This window comes from Streptomyces sp. NPDC101110 (assembly GCF_044759525.1).
In the GTDB taxonomy this organism is placed as follows: domain Bacteria; phylum Actinomycetota; class Actinomycetes; order Streptomycetales; family Streptomycetaceae; genus Streptomyces.
In genome coordinates, this window is record NZ_JBIVZM010000003.1 from 436,260 (window position 1) to 450,957 (window position 14,698).

At 72.3% G+C, this 14,698-nt stretch carries 15 protein-coding genes; 10 read left to right on the forward strand and 5 right to left on the reverse strand.

The genetic code is table 11. The features are described 5' to 3' along the window. The first annotated feature begins 70 nt into the window (after window positions 1-70). From pheS to ACIQU3_RS08215, 5 genes are all read left to right on the forward strand, one after another. Window positions 71-1,198: a phenylalanine--tRNA ligase subunit alpha gene (gene pheS, locus ACIQU3_RS08195; protein WP_403728703.1), complete on the forward strand. Its 1,128-nt coding sequence runs from the start codon at window positions 71-73 to the stop codon at window positions 1,196-1,198. Further along, on the forward strand, window positions 1,198-3,711 hold the full coding sequence (gene pheT, locus ACIQU3_RS08200; protein WP_403923954.1) for a phenylalanine--tRNA ligase subunit beta: 2,514 nt from the start codon (window positions 1,198-1,200) through the stop codon (window positions 3,709-3,711). The genes pheS and pheT overlap by 1 nt, the downstream gene beginning before the upstream one ends. A gap of 213 nt (window positions 3,712-3,924) precedes the next feature. Further along, complete coding sequence (locus ACIQU3_RS08205) at window positions 3,925-4,956, forward strand: PP2C family protein-serine/threonine phosphatase (protein ID WP_403923956.1); 1,032 nt, start codon at window positions 3,925-3,927, stop codon at window positions 4,954-4,956. Between the two features lie 261 nt (window positions 4,957-5,217). Continuing rightward, a complete protein-coding gene (locus tag ACIQU3_RS08210) occupies window positions 5,218-6,558 on the forward strand; it encodes a transcriptional regulator (protein WP_403728697.1) in 1,341 nt (446 codons plus the stop codon). A 106-nt stretch (window positions 6,559-6,664) separates the two neighbouring features. Continuing rightward, on the forward strand, window positions 6,665-7,210 hold the full coding sequence (locus ACIQU3_RS08215; protein ID WP_403923959.1) for an NUDIX hydrolase: 546 nt from the start codon (window positions 6,665-6,667) through the stop codon (window positions 7,208-7,210). On the opposite strand, the gene ACIQU3_RS08220 is transcribed toward ACIQU3_RS08215, so the two are convergent. Further along, window positions 7,207-7,464: a hypothetical protein gene (locus ACIQU3_RS08220; RefSeq protein WP_351640432.1), complete on the reverse strand. Its 258-nt coding sequence runs from the start codon at window positions 7,462-7,464 to the stop codon at window positions 7,207-7,209. The two genes, ACIQU3_RS08215 and ACIQU3_RS08220, sit on opposite strands and share 4 nt — an antisense overlap. Window positions 7,465-7,683: 219 nt before the next feature. On the opposite strand from ACIQU3_RS08220, the gene ACIQU3_RS08225 reads away from it, so the two are divergent. Further along, window positions 7,684-7,911 carry a hypothetical protein gene (locus ACIQU3_RS08225; RefSeq protein WP_403923962.1) on the forward strand — a complete coding sequence of 76 codons (228 nt, stop codon included), beginning with the start codon at window positions 7,684-7,686 and terminating at the stop codon, window positions 7,909-7,911. 22 nt (window positions 7,912-7,933) lie between these two features. Here the strand turns inward: ACIQU3_RS08225 and ACIQU3_RS08230 are convergent, their stop codons facing one another. Beyond that, on the reverse strand, window positions 7,934-8,809 hold the full coding sequence (locus ACIQU3_RS08230; RefSeq protein ID WP_381046263.1) for a 3-hydroxybutyryl-CoA dehydrogenase: 876 nt from the start codon (window positions 8,807-8,809) through the stop codon (window positions 7,934-7,936). Between the two features lie 180 nt (window positions 8,810-8,989). On the opposite strand from ACIQU3_RS08230, the gene ACIQU3_RS08235 reads away from it, so the two are divergent. Beyond that, entirely contained in the window at window positions 8,990-10,219 is a 1,230-nt protein-coding gene (locus ACIQU3_RS08235; RefSeq protein WP_403923965.1) for a glycoside hydrolase family 10 protein, read from the forward strand. Window positions 10,220-10,329: 110 nt separating this feature from the next. Here the strand turns inward: ACIQU3_RS08235 and ACIQU3_RS08240 are convergent, their stop codons facing one another. Further along, window positions 10,330-10,530, reverse strand: a complete 201-nt coding sequence (locus ACIQU3_RS08240) for a DUF1918 domain-containing protein (protein WP_010045242.1) — start codon at window positions 10,528-10,530, stop codon at window positions 10,330-10,332. Window positions 10,531-10,623: 93 nt separating this feature from the next. Then, window positions 10,624-11,544 (reverse strand): DMT family transporter, encoded by a 921-nt coding sequence (locus ACIQU3_RS08245; RefSeq protein WP_403923968.1) that lies wholly within the window; start codon window positions 11,542-11,544, stop codon window positions 10,624-10,626. On the opposite strand from ACIQU3_RS08245, the gene ACIQU3_RS08250 reads away from it, so the two are divergent. From ACIQU3_RS08250 to ACIQU3_RS08260, 3 genes are all read left to right on the forward strand, one after another. Next, a complete protein-coding gene (locus ACIQU3_RS08250) occupies window positions 11,543-12,979 on the forward strand; it encodes a PLP-dependent aminotransferase family protein (RefSeq protein WP_403923970.1) in 1,437 nt (478 codons plus the stop codon). The two genes, ACIQU3_RS08245 and ACIQU3_RS08250, sit on opposite strands and share 2 nt — an antisense overlap. A gap of 41 nt (window positions 12,980-13,020) precedes the next feature. Next, window positions 13,021-13,461 (forward strand): GNAT family N-acetyltransferase, encoded by a 441-nt coding sequence (locus tag ACIQU3_RS08255; RefSeq protein ID WP_403728685.1) that lies wholly within the window; start codon window positions 13,021-13,023, stop codon window positions 13,459-13,461. Between the two features lie 73 nt (window positions 13,462-13,534). Beyond that, window positions 13,535-14,128 carry a histidine phosphatase family protein gene (locus ACIQU3_RS08260; RefSeq protein WP_403923973.1) on the forward strand — a complete coding sequence of 198 codons (594 nt, stop codon included), beginning with the start codon at window positions 13,535-13,537 and terminating at the stop codon, window positions 14,126-14,128. On the opposite strand, the gene ACIQU3_RS08265 is transcribed toward ACIQU3_RS08260, so the two are convergent. Next, window positions 14,110-14,592 (reverse strand): DUF6314 family protein, encoded by a 483-nt coding sequence (locus ACIQU3_RS08265; protein ID WP_403923976.1) that lies wholly within the window; start codon window positions 14,590-14,592, stop codon window positions 14,110-14,112. The two genes, ACIQU3_RS08260 and ACIQU3_RS08265, sit on opposite strands and share 19 nt — an antisense overlap. Window positions 14,593-14,698: the final 106 nt, after the last annotated feature.

Genomic DNA, 14,698 nt, shown 5'->3' on the forward strand with positions numbered 1-14,698 from the left:
TGTCCCACCAGACGGCCGTCCTAGTCGGTGACGGGGACCTTCAGCCAGCCAATCGGAAGCACGGGAAGAGATGTCGGCACCGAATAAGTCGTACGACCCTGTCGAGGTCGAGACGTTGAAACCGGAAGAGATCGAGCGCATGCGGGACGAGGCGCTCGCCGCCTTCGCCGCTGCGGACTCCCTCGAAGCGCTCCACGAGGCCAAGGTCGCCCAGACCGGCCCCGCCTCCCCGCTGGCCCTCGCCAACCGCGAGATCGGCGCCCTGCCCCCGCACGCCAAGGCCGAGGCCGGCAAGCGCGTCGGCCAGGCCCGCGGTGCCGTGAACAAGGCCCTCGCCGCCCGCCAGACGGAGCTCGAGGCCGAGCGGGACGCGCGCGTGCTCGTCGAGGAGGCAGTGGACGTCACGCTGCCCCACGACCGCGTACCGTCCGGTGCCCGGCACCCGCTGACCACCATGATGGAGCGGGTCGCGGACGTCTTCGTGGCCATGGGCTACGAGATCGCCGAGGGCCCCGAGGCCGAGGCGGAGTGGTTCAACTTCGACGCCCTGAACTTCCTGCCCGACCACCCGGCCCGGCAGATGCAGGACACCTTCTTCGTGCAGGGCCCCAAGGGCACCGACGAGTCCGGCTCCGGCGTCGTGCTGCGCACGCACACTTCCCCGGTGCAGGCCCGCGCCCTGCTCGACCGTGAGCTGCCGGTCTACATCGTCTGCCCCGGCCGTGTGTTCCGCACCGACGAACTCGACGCCACGCACACGCCCGTCTTCCACCAGATCGAGCTGCTGGCGGTCGACGAGGGCCTGACGATGGCGGACCTCAAGGGCACCCTGGACCACATGGTCCAGGCCCTGTTCGGCGAGGACATGAAGACCCGGCTGCGGCCGAACTACTTCCCCTTCACCGAGCCCAGCGCCGAGATGGACATGCTCTGCTACGTCTGCAAGGGCGAGTCCATCGGCAACCCCGACCGCCCCTGCCGCACCTGCTCCTCCGAGGGCTGGATCGAGCTCGGCGGCTGCGGCATGGTCAACCCGCGGGTGCTCACCGCCTGCGGCGTCGACCCCGAGAAGTACAGCGGGTTCGCCTTCGGGTTCGGCATCGAGCGGATGCTGATGTTCCGCCACAACGTCGAAGACATGCGAGACATGGTCGAGGGTGACGTCCGGTTCACCCGGCCGTTCGGGATGGAGATCTGATGCGGGTCCCGCTTTCTTGGCTGCGGGAGTACGTCGACCTGCCGGAGACGGAGACCGGTCGTGACGTGCAGGCCAAGCTCATTTCGGCCGGTCTGGAGGTCGAGACCGTCGAGCAGCTCGGCGCCGACCTCAAGGGTCCCCTGGTCGTCGGCCAGGTGGCGACGATCGAGGAGCTGACGGACTTCAAGAAGCCGATCCGCTTCTGCACCGTCGACGTCGGCCAGGCCAACGGCACCGGCGAGCCGCAGGAGATCATCTGCGGCGCCCGCAACTTCGCCGTGGGCGACAAGGTCGTCGTGGCCCTGCCCGGCGCCGTGCTGCCCGGCGACTTCCAGATCGCCGAGCGCAAGACCTACGGCCGGATGTCGCGCGGCATGATCTGCTCCAGCGACGAGCTGAACATGGGCGACGACGGCACCAAGGGCATCATCGTCCTGCCGCCGGAGACCGAGATCGGCAAGGACGCCGTCGAACTGCTGGAACTGGTCGACGAGGTCCTCGACATCGCGGTCACGCCCGACCGCGGCTACTGCCTGTCGCTGCGCGGCGTGGCCCGCGAGACCGCCATCGCCTACGGCCTGCCGCTGCGCGACCCGGCGCTGATCGACGTGCCCGCCCCGAACGCCTACGGCTACGCGGTGCAGATCTCCGACCCCACCGGCTGCGACCGCTTCACCGCCCGCACGGTGACCGGTCTGAGCGCCGAGGCGCGCTCCCCGATCTGGCTCCAGCGCCGCCTGCAGAAGGCCGGCATGCGCCCGATCTCGCTCGCCGTCGACGTCACGAACTACGTGATGATGGAGCTCGGCCAGCCGCTGCACGCCTACGACCGCGGTCTGGTCCAGGGCACCATCGGCGTACGCCGGGCCGAGGCGGGCGAGAAGCTCACCACCCTCGACGGTGTCGAGCGCACGCTGGACGCCGAGGACCTGGTGATCACCGACGATCGCGGCCCGATCGGCCTCGCCGGCGTCATGGGCGGCGCCGACACGGAGATCGCCGACCACGGCGACGTCGAGAACGCCACCGCGGACGTCGTCATCGAGGCGGCGCACTTCGACGCGACGTCGATCGCCCGCACGGCCCGCCGCCACAAGCTGTCCTCCGAGGCGTCCCGGCGCTTCGAGCGCGGCGTCGACCCGCAGGCCGCCGCTGCCGCCGCGCAGCGCACCGTGGACCTGCTGGTCCTGCTCGCGGGCGGCACCGCCGAGGCCGGTGTCACCGAGGTCGTCGCGCCCTCCGCGCCCCGCACCATCACCATCCCGGCCGACCACCCCGACAAGGTCGCGGGCGTCGCCTACGGCCGCGAGACCGTCGTCCGCCGTCTCCAGGAGATCGGCTGCGACGTGTACGGGCAGGACGAGCTGGTCGTCACCGTCCCCTCGTGGCGGCCCGACCTCACCGACCCGAACGACCTGGCCGAAGAGGTCATCCGGCTGGAGGGCTACGAGAACCTGCCCTCCACGCTGCCCAAGCCGCCGGCCGGCCTCGGCCTGACGGACCGGCAGCGGCTGCACCGGCGCGTCGGCCGGGCCCTGGCCGGTGCCGGGTACGTCGAGGCGCTGAACTACCCGTTCATCGGCGAGCAGGTCTTCGACCAGCTCGGTCTGGAGAAGGACGACCCGGCCCGCCGCGTCGTCAAGCTCAGCAACCCCCTCAGCGACGAGGAGCCCGCGCTGCGCACCTCGCTGCTGCCGGGCCTGCTCACCGCGCTGCGGCGCAACGACGGCCGCGGCTCGCACGACCTCGCGCTGTTCGAGACCGGTCTGGTCTTCCGCCCGCGCGAGGAGCAGCGGATCGCCGCCGTGCTCCCCGTCGACCGCCGTCCGACCGGCGACGAGCTCGCCGAGCTGAACGCGGCTCTCCCCGAGCAGCCGCGGCATGCCGCCGTCGTGCTCGCCGGTGCCCGCGAGCAGGCCGGCTGGTGGGGCAAGGGCCGTCCGGCCGACTGGGCCGACGCGATCGAGGCCGCCCGGTCCGTCGCCCGCGAGGCCGGCGCCGAACTCGTCATCCGCAAGGGCCAGTACGGGCCGTGGCACCCCGGGCGGTGCGCCGAGCTGGCGGTCACCGTGGACGGTGCCGAGCGGGTCGTCGGGCACGCGGGCGAGCTGCACCCGCGCGTCGTGAAGGCCCTCGGGCTGCCCGCGCGCACCTGCGCGATGGAGATCGACCTGGACGCGGTGGAGAGCGCCGGTGACGCCACGGCCACGGCGCCCCGGATCTCCGCGTTCCCCGTCGCCACGCAGGATGTCGCGCTGGTGGTCGACGCGTTCGTGCCGGCCGCTGACGTCGAGGCGGCGCTGCGGGACGGTGCCGGAGAGCTGCTGGAGTCCATCCGGCTGTTCGACGTGTACGAGAACGCCGAGCAACTGGGGGAGGGGCGCAAGTCCCTCGCCTACGCGCTGCGCTTCCGTGCGTCCGACCGGACTCTGACCGTGGACGAGGCGTCCGCGGCCCGGGACGCGGCGGTCGCCCTCGCGGGCGAGCGAGTGGGCGCGGAGCTGCGGAGCTAGCGCCGTGGGGCCCGCGCTTCGTGGTCGGCCGCGGCTTCGTCGTGGCTCGTCGCGCAGCTCCCCGCACCCCCGGGGAACGGGGCGGGTCACCTCACTCGTTTGAGTGGTAAGGGTGGGTGATCTCCCCCTTTTCCGGCGTGCTGTCGACAGAATCGGACCGGCCTTCGGGCCGGTCCGATTCTGTGTGTCAGGGCCTATTGGGGGGCCATCGGCATGATCCGCGTCAGGGGTCGGGTACGCAGCCTCGGTCTGCCCACCGCGTGGGGCGCGGCGGCCGTCACGTACAAGCTGGTCTGTCCGCTCGCCCAGGAGACCGGTCTCCAGGCGCGGCTCGTCACCAGTGCCGTGTTCTTCGCCGTCGGGACCGCGCTGATCCTTCATGTGCGGCACTCGCTGATGCGGGAGCTGCGGCAGGCGCGCCGGATCGCCGGCGCCGCGCAGCGCGCACTGCTGCGGCCATTGCCCTCCTGGATCGACGGGCTGGACGTGGCCGCCGCCCAGTTGTCGGCGGAGCGGGGCGCGGCGGTCGGTGGCGATCTGTACGAGGTCGTCGCCACCGAGCACGGTGTACGGGCCGTGATGGGCGACGTACGCGGGCACGGCATCGGCGCGTTCGGGACCGTCGCCGCCGTACTCGGTTGTTTCCGCGAGGCCGCGCACGACGAGCAGGACCTCGGCGGGGTGCTGCACCGGCTGGAACGCGCCCTGGACCGGCAGCTGCGCCAGGAGCATCCCACAGGCGCCGCCGAGGAGTTCGTGACCCTGCTCCTCGTGGAGATCCGTCCCGACGGCGAGATGCTCGCGCTCAACTGCGGCCATCCCTGGCCGTACCGGCTGAGCGGCACGCGGGTGGAGCAACTCGCCGCCGGCGACCCGCATCCGCCGCTGGGTCTCTTTCCGCTGCCGCCGGTTCTGCCGACGGTGGGACTCGGCCGCCTCGAACCCGATGACGCACTGTTCCTCTTCACGGACGGCGCGCAGGACGCCCGGGACGCCGGTGGCCGGTTCTTCCCGCTGGCGACGGCGCTGACGAGTGTGGTGGCGCGGGGCACGCTCTCCTCGCAGGGTGTCGTCGGCGGCATCTCGACCGCTCTCAGGCACCACACCCGGGGCATGGCTCAGACGGACGACATCGCCCTGCTGGTCCTCACCAACGGCCGGCGCATGTCCCTCAGGGGCGCGGGGAACTGCGCGAACGGCCACCATGCGCCAGCGGCCGACGACTCTCCCTTGACGCAACGGTGACGACTCGCCCGGCTCAGCCGGCGGAGCCGTCCGCCCCGCCACGGAGTGTCGGGCAGGCGGCCGGGCGGACGGCGGGAGCGGGCCGCCGCACTGTACGAGGGGGAGCCGGCGGCCCGGCCGGCCTCTTTCGAGGCAATTCAGTCAACCGGCCCGCGACTGTGAGCGACAGTGCGCACACCGTGCGGATTCGAGCACTCCGTTCACACCCCGTGTGAAGGAGGAACCACTAATCTGTCCGCACCGAGCCACCGGGGGGCCCACATGCAGCCCAACACTCTGCTCGACGCGATCCTGGACGAAGCCGGGATCTCGCACGCGGGGCTGGCCGCACACGTCAACCAGGCAGGGCGGGCCCGTGGCCTGTCCCTGAGGTACGAACACACCGCCGTCGCGCGGTGGTTGAAGGGGCAGCGCCCCCGCGGCCAGGTGCCGGACCTGATCTGCGAGGTGCTCGCCGCCCGGCTGCAACGGCACGTCACCCTCGACGACATCGGCCTCGGCGTACCCGGTGAGCCGTCCGCCCCGCACACCGGCTCCCTGTCCGGGTTCGTCGAACGGGCCACCGCCCTGTGGCGATCCGACCAGCAGCAGCGGCCGCACATCCTGGGCGCGCCCGCGCTCACCGGCACCCCGGCCGTGATGCCGGTGTGGGAATGGGAGAACCCGCCCGAGGACGTGGACGTGTCGCGGGGCGGCAGACACCGGGTCACCGCGGGCGACCTGGAGATGCTGCGGGCCGCCCGGACGCACTACGAGCAGATGTACCGCAAGGCCGGGGGCATCGCGACCCGGGCCCGGATCGTCGGCTTCCTCAACGCCGAGGCCGCCCCGCTGCTGCGCGGCAGCTACACCGACCAGACGGGGCGTCAGCTGCACCGGGCCACGGGCGGGTTGGTGGCGGTCGCCGGTATCTGCGCCTACGACTCCGACGCCCACGGGCTCGCCCAGCGCTATTTCCACCAGGCGCTGCGGCTCGCCAAGGCCAGCGGTGACCGGGGGCTCGGGGCGTATGTGATCGCACTGCTCGTCAACCAGTCGCTGTTCATGCGGGAGTACCGGCAGTCCGTCGCCTTCGCGGAGGCCGCCCTGCGGGCCGCCGGCAAGCACATCACCCCTGCGCTCGCCTCCGACCTGTACGCGATGCAGGCCAAGGCGTACGCGCATCTCGGCGACGGCACCAGCGCCCTGTCCTGCATCCGGCGGGCCGAGCAGTCCGCCGAGCGCATCCGGCGCGGCTACGAGCCCGACGAGACCGGGTATGTCCAGCCCGGGCTCGTCAACGTGCAGGTGGCGGAGGCGCTGCTGAGCCTCGGGGAGATCGCGGCGGCAGGGGAGCACGCGGCGGCCGCCGTCGACAACCCGGCGCACGACCGCGGCCGGGTGCACCGGCTGGCGATGCTCAGCACCATCGAGCTGCGGCAGGGCAACGCCGACAAGGCGGTGGCGATCGCCGTGCAGATGGCCGAGCAGGCCCGGGGCATGGAGTCCCAGCGGCTGCGCGACCGGCTGCGTGCGGTGCGGGAGCACCTGGTGCGCAGCCGCTGCGCGGGCACGGCGGAGGCCGCCGAACTCATCGACGGGGCACTGCGCGTACCGTTGTAGATCCGGGCGGTGGTGCCCGTGTCGCTCCGAGGCGCTTCCCGTGCGCCTGCTGTCGGTCCGTCCCTGCTGCGATATTGCCACTTACTCGACGGAAGGTGGCAGAACCGTGCAGTGGACGAAACGCAACGAACAGACTGTGTACTCAAACCGCTGGTTCAGCGTCAATCTCGCGGATGTCGCACTGCCCGACGGCAGGCACCTGGACCACTTCCTCATCCGGCTGCGGCCCGTTGCGGTGGCCACGGTCGTGAATGAGGCCAACGAGGTGCTGCTGCTCTGGCGGCACCGCTTCATCACCGACAGCTGGGGGTGGGAACTCGCGGCCGGCGTGGTCGAGGACGGCGAGGACATCGCCCGCGCGGCCGCCAGGGAACTGGAGGAGGAGACCGGCTGGCGGCCGGGACCCCTGCGCCACCTCATGAGCGTGGAGCCGTCCAACGGGCTCACCGACGCCCGGCACCACGTGTACTGGGCCGACGAGGGCGAGTACGTCGGGCACCCCGTGGACGACTTCGAGTCGGACCGCCGGGAATGGGTGCCCCTCAAGCTCGTCCCCGACATGGTCGCCCGCGGCGAGGTCCCGGCCGCCAACATGGCGGCCGCGTTACTCCTGCTGCACCATCTCAGGCTCGGTCAGGACGTGTTGCCCTAACGCCCCAGTGCCTGCCAGATCGTCATGACGAGGGCACCCACGGCGGTGAGGGCGGCGACCGCGGGCAGCGGCCAGCGCGCGTGTTCCAGTGAGTTGATCCGGGTGTTGAGCTCGTCGAGTTCCTTGGCGGTCTCCTCGGTGCGGTGGCTGAGCAGAGCCAGTCCGCCCTCGACGCGGGCGTAGGCCACATCGAGGCGGCGTCGTAACTCTGCGAGTTCTCCATGGACGACGGGATGCTCGGGATCGGCGGTCACAAGTCCGCTCCTTTCCGTAGTCGTTTCACATCCCTTGCATGCGCTGTGGAGTCAACTCGCCTGGTGGGTGCCTGGGGAGAGTGTGCGTAGGGCATATGCGAGCCCGGCGCGCACACGGTGTGTGAATGCCGCGGGCCCGGCACCCGCTCCGGTGCCGGGCCCGCCGCTTGGCTGAAATCTGACCGTCCGTAACCGGCCGCGGGGGGTACCCGGGACATCATGACGACGTGTCAGAAGAACGCGGTGTACGCGTCGGCGCTCTACGCACTGGTGGTCGTGACGGTCCGCTTCTCCTCCGGGGAAGGGTGGGACACGGCACTGCTGATCGCGCTCGTGATCACACCGCTCGCCTTCTGGATGGGCCGGCTGCGCCGGCGCATGACCGAGCAGGCGCAGGAATGGGGACGCCGCCGTGTCCGGCCGTGGCCGGAGGAGCGGCGGCGTTGAGATGGCTGGGACAGCCGGACGGTCAGGCGTACGTGTAGAAGCCCGAGCCCGTCTTGCGGCCCAGCCGGCCCGCGTCGACCATGCGCTGCAGCAGCGGGGGAGCGGCGTACAGGGGCTCCTTGTACTCCTCGTACATGGACTGCGCGACCGAGGCGACCGTGTCCAGGCCGATCAGGTCGGACAGTTTCAGGGGGCCCATCGGGTGGGCGCAGCCCATCTCCATGCCGTTGTCGATGTCCTCGCGGCTGGCGATGCCCGTCTCGAACATCCGGATCGCGGAGAGCAGGTACGGGATCAGCAGCGCGTTGACCACGAAGCCGGAGCGGTCCTGGGCACGGATCGCGTGCTTGCCGAGCAGCTTCTCGGTGAACATCTGGGCGCGGCTGATCGTGCCCTCGGAGGTGGTCAGCGCCGGGATCAGCTCGACGAGCTTCTGCACCGGGGCCGGGTTGAAGAAGTGGATGCCGATGACCTGGTCGGGCCGCGACGTCGCCACCGCCAGCTTCACCAGCGGGATGGAGGAGGTGTTGGAGGCCAGGATGGCGTCCGGCCGGGTCACGACCTGGTCGAGCACCTGGAAGATCTCGGTCTTGACCTGCTCGTTCTCGACCACGGCCTCGATCACCAGGTCACGGTCGGCGAACTCGCCGAGGTCCGTGGTGAAGCTCAGGCGGGCCAGCGTGGCCTCCTGCTCCTCCTCGGTGATCTTGCCGCGCTCAGCTGCCTTGGCCAGGGAGGTGAACAGCCGGGTGCGGCCGATCTCCAGGGCCTCGCCGGTGGTCTCGGCGACCATGACGTCCAGGCCGGCCCGGGCGCACACCTCGGCGATCCCCGCGCCCATCTGACCGCAGCCCACGACTCCGACGCGTGCAATGTCTCCCGCTGGGATGTCCGTCACATCGTCCCTTTCGCTGCTGATCTACGTCCGGGCAGACCGGCCGGGTCCCGGCGCCTGCTCCGTTCGTGCACGTTACTCCGAAGTATCGATGATCGATCGCGGGGGGCGGGCCTGCTTCGGGCATGCTGGCCCCGGAGTGATCCGCGACGGGGCGGATCCATGGCATTTTGGGGCATCCGGATGGGACGAGTGTCACGCAGGGCGTTCGCGGTCGCGGCGCTGTCGGCTTTCACGGCGATGCCCCGGGCGTCGGCCGCGTCCGGACGCGGGGGAGGTGCGCCGGATCCCGAGATGCGGGGTGTCTGGATCGCGTCCGTGGCCAACCGTGACTGGCCGTCCAAGGCCGGACTGTCCGCGTCGCAGCAGCGGGCCGAACTGCTGACCCACCTCGACGCGGCGGTCCGCAACCGGCTCAACACCGTGTTCTTCCAGGTCCGGCCGACGGCGGACGCGCTGTGGCCCTCCCCGTTCGAGCCGTGGTCGCAGTACCTCACCGGCACCCAGGGCAAGGACCCCGGCTGGGACCCGCTGGGCACGGCCGTCGCGGAGGCGCACGCCCGGGGGCTCCAGCTGCACGCGTGGTTCAACCCGTACCGGATCGCCGTCCACGCCGACCCGTCCCGGCTCGCCGCCTCCCACCCCGCGCGCCGCTTCCCGGACTGGGTGGTGACGTACGGCGGGAAGCTCTTCTACAACCCCGGGCTGCCCGAGGTCCGTGCCTTCGTCGAGTACGCGATGCTCGACGCGGTGGCGAAGTACCCCGTGGACGGCGTCCACTTCGACGACTACTTCTACCCGTACCCCGTGGCCGGGCAGACCTTCGGCGACGACGACGCCTACGCGGAGTACGGCGGCGGCTTCCCGGACCGGGCCGCCTGGCGGCGGGACAACATCGACCGGCTGGTGCGTGAGATGGCGGACCGGGTGCGGGAGGTCCGGCCGGGCACCCGTTTCGGCATCAGCCCGTTCGGTGTGTGGCGCAACGCCTCGACGGACCCGGCCGGTTCGGACACCCGGGCCGGTGTGCAGACCTACGACGACCTGCACGCGGACACCCGGAAGTGGGTGCGCGAGGGCTGGATCGACTACGTCGTCCCGCAGCTGTACTGGAACATCGGCTTCGCCGCGGCCGACTACGCCGAGCTGGTGCGCTGGTGGGCGGAGGTCGCGAACGACAGCCCGGCACAGCTCTACGTGGGGGAGGCGCTGTACAAGGCCGGCGACCCGGCGCAGCCCGCGGCGTGGCAGCAGACGGGCGAACTGTCCCGGCATCTGACGCTGGCCAAGGAATACCCGCAGGTGCGCGGACACGTCTACTTCGCGGCCAAGGACGTGGCGGCCGACCGGATCGGGGCGATGGCGCGGGTCGTCACCGATCACTACGGCCGGCCGGTGGCACCACCACTCTGAGCCGCGCGCCGTGCGGGTCCGACGGGCAGCGGGTGCCGTCCCGCACGAAGCGGCCGACGGTCAGGAGCGGCCGACGGTCAGGAGCGGCCGCCGCCGCTCCCGCGCCGGAGTCATGGCCCGGTGGTGGTCTCCCTGTGCCGGATCTCCGTGTCGGGACCCGGGGAGCAGACGCCTTCGTGCCCGTCCTCGAACCGGACGCGGTACGGGGGGTTGCCCTCCTGGCCGAGCACTTCGACGATCTCGCCGACCTTGTCGTGCTGACCGACCACCCTGCCGTGCTGGACAAGCTGGTCGCCCACGGTTGCGCGCATCTGGAGCCTCCTCACGAAGTGTGGAGCAGCGGTCCGTGGCCTCCGAGTCTACGGCGCGGGGCGCCTGCCGGCAGGGGCCCCGCGGGCTCCCGCTCAGCCGCGTGATCGCTGTGTGACGGCGATGCAGACCAGCACCGCCGCGGCCGTCAACGGGGCGGCGACCGTGAGGTGCTCGCCCAGCAGCAGCACCGACCACACCAGTGTGAGCAGCGGCTGGGCGAGCTGCAACTGGCTCGCCTTGGGGATGCCGATGGCCGCCATGCCGCGGTACCAGACGACCAGCCCGACGAACTGCGAGCCCGCCGCGACCCAGAGCAGGCCGGTGACGCTGTGCGCGGTCAGCCGTACGGGCTCCTGTGCCAGGGCGAACGCGGCGACCGGCACGGTCAGCGGCAGGCACAGCACCAGCGCCCAGCCGATCACCTGCCAGCCCGGCATGACCCGGGCCAGCCGGCCGCCCTCGGTGTAACCGGCCGCGCAGACCAGCAACGCGGCGAACAGGTAGAGGTCGGCGGTGGTCAGGGCGCCGCCGCTCTGCTGCACGGTGAAGGCCAGCACCGCCGCCGCGCCCGCGAGGGCGGCGATCCAGAACGTGCGCGAGGGCCGGGTGCCGACGCGCAGCGCCGAGAAGAGCGCCGTGGTGAGGGGGAGCAGGCCGACCACGACGGCGGCGTGCGCGGTGGTGGAGGTCTCCAGCGCCAGCGTGGTCAGCAAGGGGAAGCCGAGGACGACACCGGCTCCGACCACGGCGAGGCCGGGCCGGTGCCGGCGGACGGGCAGCGGCACCCGCAGCGTCAGGAGGGCGGCGCCCGCGATCGCCGCGGCCAGCACACTCCGCACGGCGACAAGGGACCAGGGACCGAAGCCCTCCAGCCCCCAGGCCGTGGCGGGGAACGTGAGCGAGAAGGCGACGACACCGAGGGCCGCCTGGAGGGTGCCGAAGCCACGGCTCTCCGGACCCGGGGTGGCGACTGCTATCGCAGGTGACGCAGTAGCGCTACTCTGTGCTCTCATGCAAGAGCGTAGCAGTGTGGGTGAACTGGCGGAACAGCTGCGGCGGGAGCTCGACCGCTACTCACCCGGAGGAAAGCTGCCGTCGAGTCGGGCCCTGGTCGAGCGGTTCCGGGTGAGCCCGGTGACGGTGTCCCGGGCCCTGGCCCGGCTCGTCGCCGAAGGTCTCGTGGTCACCCGGCCCGGCGCGGGGGCGTTCCGCGCGCAGACCCGGACGGCACCGGCACCCGCGGGTGACACCTCCTGGCAGGAGGTCGCGCTCAGCGCGGACGGCGCCGCCGACCTCGTGCCGCGCTCGGTCGACGCCTCCGGGGTGCTGGTGTCACTGGCCGCGCCGCCGCCCGGCGTGATCGAGTTCAACGGCGGCTATCTGCACCCGTCCCTGCAGCCCGAGCGGGCGATGGCCGCCGCCCTGTCGCGGGCCGGGCGGCGCCCCGGTGCCTGGGGGCGGCCGCCCATGGAAGGGCTGCCGGAGCTGCGCGAATGGTTCGCGCGGGGCATCGGCGGCTCGGTCACGGCCGCCGAGGTGCTGATCACCGCGGGCGGGCAGTCCGCGCTCACCACCGCCCTGCGCGCCCTCGCCCCGCCCGGCGCGCCCGTCCTGGTCGAGTCCCCGACCTACCCCGGCATGCTCGCCATCGCCCGCGCCGCGGGTCTGCGCCCGGTGCCCGTCCCGGTGGACGCCGACGGCGTGCGGCCGGAGCTGCTCGCGGACGCGTTCCGCGCCACCGGCGCCCCGGCCTTCGTCTGCCAGCCGCTCTTCCAGAACCCCACCGGCGCGGTGCTCGCACCCGAGCGGCGCGCCGAGGTGCTGCGCACCGCCCGGGAGGCGGGCGCGTTCGTCGTCGAGGACGACTTCGTACGGCGGCTGGTGCACGAGGACGCGGGGCCGCTGCCGCGCCCCCTGGCCGCCGACGACCCGGACGGCGTCGTCGTCCACGTCTCCTCCCTCACCAAGGCGACCTCGCCGAGCTTCCGGGTCAGTGCCCTGGCCGCCCGCGGACCGGTCCTGGAGCGGCTGCGCGCCATCCAGGTCGTCGACACGTTCTTCGTGCCGCGCCCCCTCCAGGAGGCCGCCCTCGAACTCGTCGGCTCGCCCGCCTGGCCGCGTCACCTGCGGGCCGTTTCGGCCGAGCTGAAGACCCGCCGGGACGCCATGACCGGGGCCCTCGCCCTGCACTTGCCCGAGTTCGCCCTGCCCTGTGTCCCGTCCGGCGGCTACCACCTGTGGCCTCGGCTGCCCGACGGCACGGACGAGTCGGCCCTCACCTCCGCGGCCCTGCGCGCCGGCGTCGCCCTCGCACCGGGCCGTCCCTACTTCAGCGCCGAACCACCGGCCGCGCACATCCGGCTGAGCTTCGCGGCGGTCGCCGGGACCGGGGAGATCGCGGAGGGCGTACGGCGGCTGCGCACCGCCTGTGACGAGGTGCTCGGATAACCGCTCGACGCGCCTTCCGGCGGCCTGCGAGCATCACGGGCATGACCGGCACACCGAGCCTGCCCGAGGGCTACGAGATCTCCACCGACCCCTCCCGCGTCGACCGCGAGCGCGTGCACCACTGGCTGTCCACCGATGCCTACTGGGCGCTGGGGCGCCCCCGGGAAACGCAGGAAAGGGCGATCGAGGGGTCGCTCAACTTCGGGGTGTTCGACACGGTGTCCGGGGAGCAGGTCGCCTACGCCCGGGTGATCACCGACCGGGCGACCTTCGGGTGGCTGTGCGACGTGTACGTCGATCGCTCCGTGCGCGGCAAGGGCGTCGGGAGCGCGCTCGTGGCCGCCGTGCGGGAGGAACTGCGGTCGTCCGGGGTACGGCGGGTGCTGCTCGCCACGCACGACGCGCACGGGGTGTACGAGCGGTACGGGTTCGCCCCGCTGGAACGTCCCGAGCAGTGGATGGCGCTCATCTTCGGCCAGTGAGAGCCGCGCCACCCTGGGTAACGCGTAGGCAACACCTCTTGACCTGCTCTCTTGCTGCGCTCACGATCGCCGCATGCCACTTCGGGTCACCTTCGTCGCCGCCGCGCGCAGCTCTCCGCTGCTCGCCGAGCGTTTCGAGGACGACCGGCCGCTGGACCAGGCCGGCTGGGGCGAGGTGGAGCGCGTCGCCCGGGACCTGCTGCCGCTCGCCGCGGCAGAACTGCGCTACTGCTCGCCGACCCCGCGCAGCCGGGCGACGGGGGAGGGCCTCGGATACGCGCCGCTGGTGCAGCTCGGCCTGCGCGACTGCGACATGGGCCGGTGGCGCGGGCTGACCCTGGGCGAGGCGATGGCCCGGGAGCCGGAGGCCGTGGACGCCTGGCTGGCCGACCCCCGTGCCACCCCGCACGGGGGTGAGTCGCTGGTCGACTTCATCACCCGCGTCGGCGGCTGGCTGGACACCCGGCCCGTCGAGGACGGCTGCCGGGTGGTGGCCGTGGCCGAGCCCTCGGTGATCCGGGCGGCCCTGGTGTACGCGCTGAAGGCGCCGCCGTCGACGTACTGGAACATCGACGTCCGCCCGCTGTCCACGACTGCCGTCACGGGCCGGGCGGGCCGCTGGAACCTGCGCCTCGACGGGGCGTCGGCTCAGCCTTCGCGGGCGTAGTCGGTCCGCAGGACCAGGTCCTTGGCGGGACCCCGGACGCGCCACACCGTCCGCCAGTGGTCGCTGTCGCGGACGGTGAACTCGCCCCGGTAGAGGTCCGCCGAGCAGGGATGGTCGGCGACGTGCCGTCCGGACGTCAGGTCCAGGTCGTGGAACGGCCGCCCGTCGGCGAACCGCACCCGCGCCGTGCCTCCAGGGCCCGGCAGGAACCGCAGGGTGCGCTCCGCGGGCCGGGCGACGCCCTGCCACACGAAGGTGCCGGACTCGTGATGCAGCAGCCCACCGGGCCCCTCCGTGTCCGCGCGGAACTCGGTGGTGCCGGTGAACTCCGTGTCCGCGCGGAACTCGGTGGTGCCGGTGAACTGCCCGTCCGTGCCGCTCGCGAGATCCCGCACCGACCGTGACACGCTCCATCGCCCGGCGAGATACGCCAGTACGTCCGTCACTGGCCAGAACTCGCCCATCCTGCCTCGCTCTCGGTCCCGGCCGTTGCGTGCGACCCATTGACGCGCTTCCGCCCCCTCCCTATCTTGCCGTTCGAAGTGCTGATCAATGTCTGATATTTCGAAC

Excerpts from the sequence above, each read along its gene's own strand:
- pheT (WP_403923954.1), top strand. The coding sequence starts at position 1,198 with ATGCGGGTCCCGCTTTCTTGGCTGCGGGAGTACGTCGACCTGCCGGAG.
- ACIQU3_RS08260 (WP_403923973.1), top strand. The coding sequence starts at position 13,535 with ATGCCACTTCGGGTCACCTTCGTCGCCGCCGCGCGCAGCTCTCCGCTG.
- ACIQU3_RS08205 (WP_403923956.1), top strand. The coding sequence starts at position 3,925 with ATGATCCGCGTCAGGGGTCGGGTACGCAGCCTCGGTCTGCCCACCGCG.
- ACIQU3_RS08265 (WP_403923976.1), bottom strand. The coding sequence starts at position 14,592 with ATGGGCGAGTTCTGGCCAGTGACGGACGTACTGGCGTATCTCGCCGGG.
- ACIQU3_RS08250 (WP_403923970.1), top strand. The coding sequence starts at position 11,543 with ATGCAAGAGCGTAGCAGTGTGGGTGAACTGGCGGAACAGCTGCGGCGG.
- pheS (WP_403728703.1), top strand. The coding sequence starts at position 71 with ATGTCGGCACCGAATAAGTCGTACGACCCTGTCGAGGTCGAGACGTTG.
- ACIQU3_RS08210 (WP_403728697.1), top strand. The coding sequence starts at position 5,218 with ATGCAGCCCAACACTCTGCTCGACGCGATCCTGGACGAAGCCGGGATC.
- ACIQU3_RS08225 (WP_403923962.1), top strand. The coding sequence starts at position 7,684 with ATGACGACGTGTCAGAAGAACGCGGTGTACGCGTCGGCGCTCTACGCA.
- ACIQU3_RS08235 (WP_403923965.1), top strand. The coding sequence starts at position 8,990 with ATGGGACGAGTGTCACGCAGGGCGTTCGCGGTCGCGGCGCTGTCGGCT.
- ACIQU3_RS08255 (WP_403728685.1), top strand. The coding sequence starts at position 13,021 with ATGACCGGCACACCGAGCCTGCCCGAGGGCTACGAGATCTCCACCGAC.
- ACIQU3_RS08245 (WP_403923968.1), bottom strand. The coding sequence starts at position 11,544 with ATGAGAGCACAGAGTAGCGCTACTGCGTCACCTGCGATAGCAGTCGCC.
- ACIQU3_RS08240 (WP_010045242.1), bottom strand. The coding sequence starts at position 10,530 with ATGCGCGCAACCGTGGGCGACCAGCTTGTCCAGCACGGCAGGGTGGTC.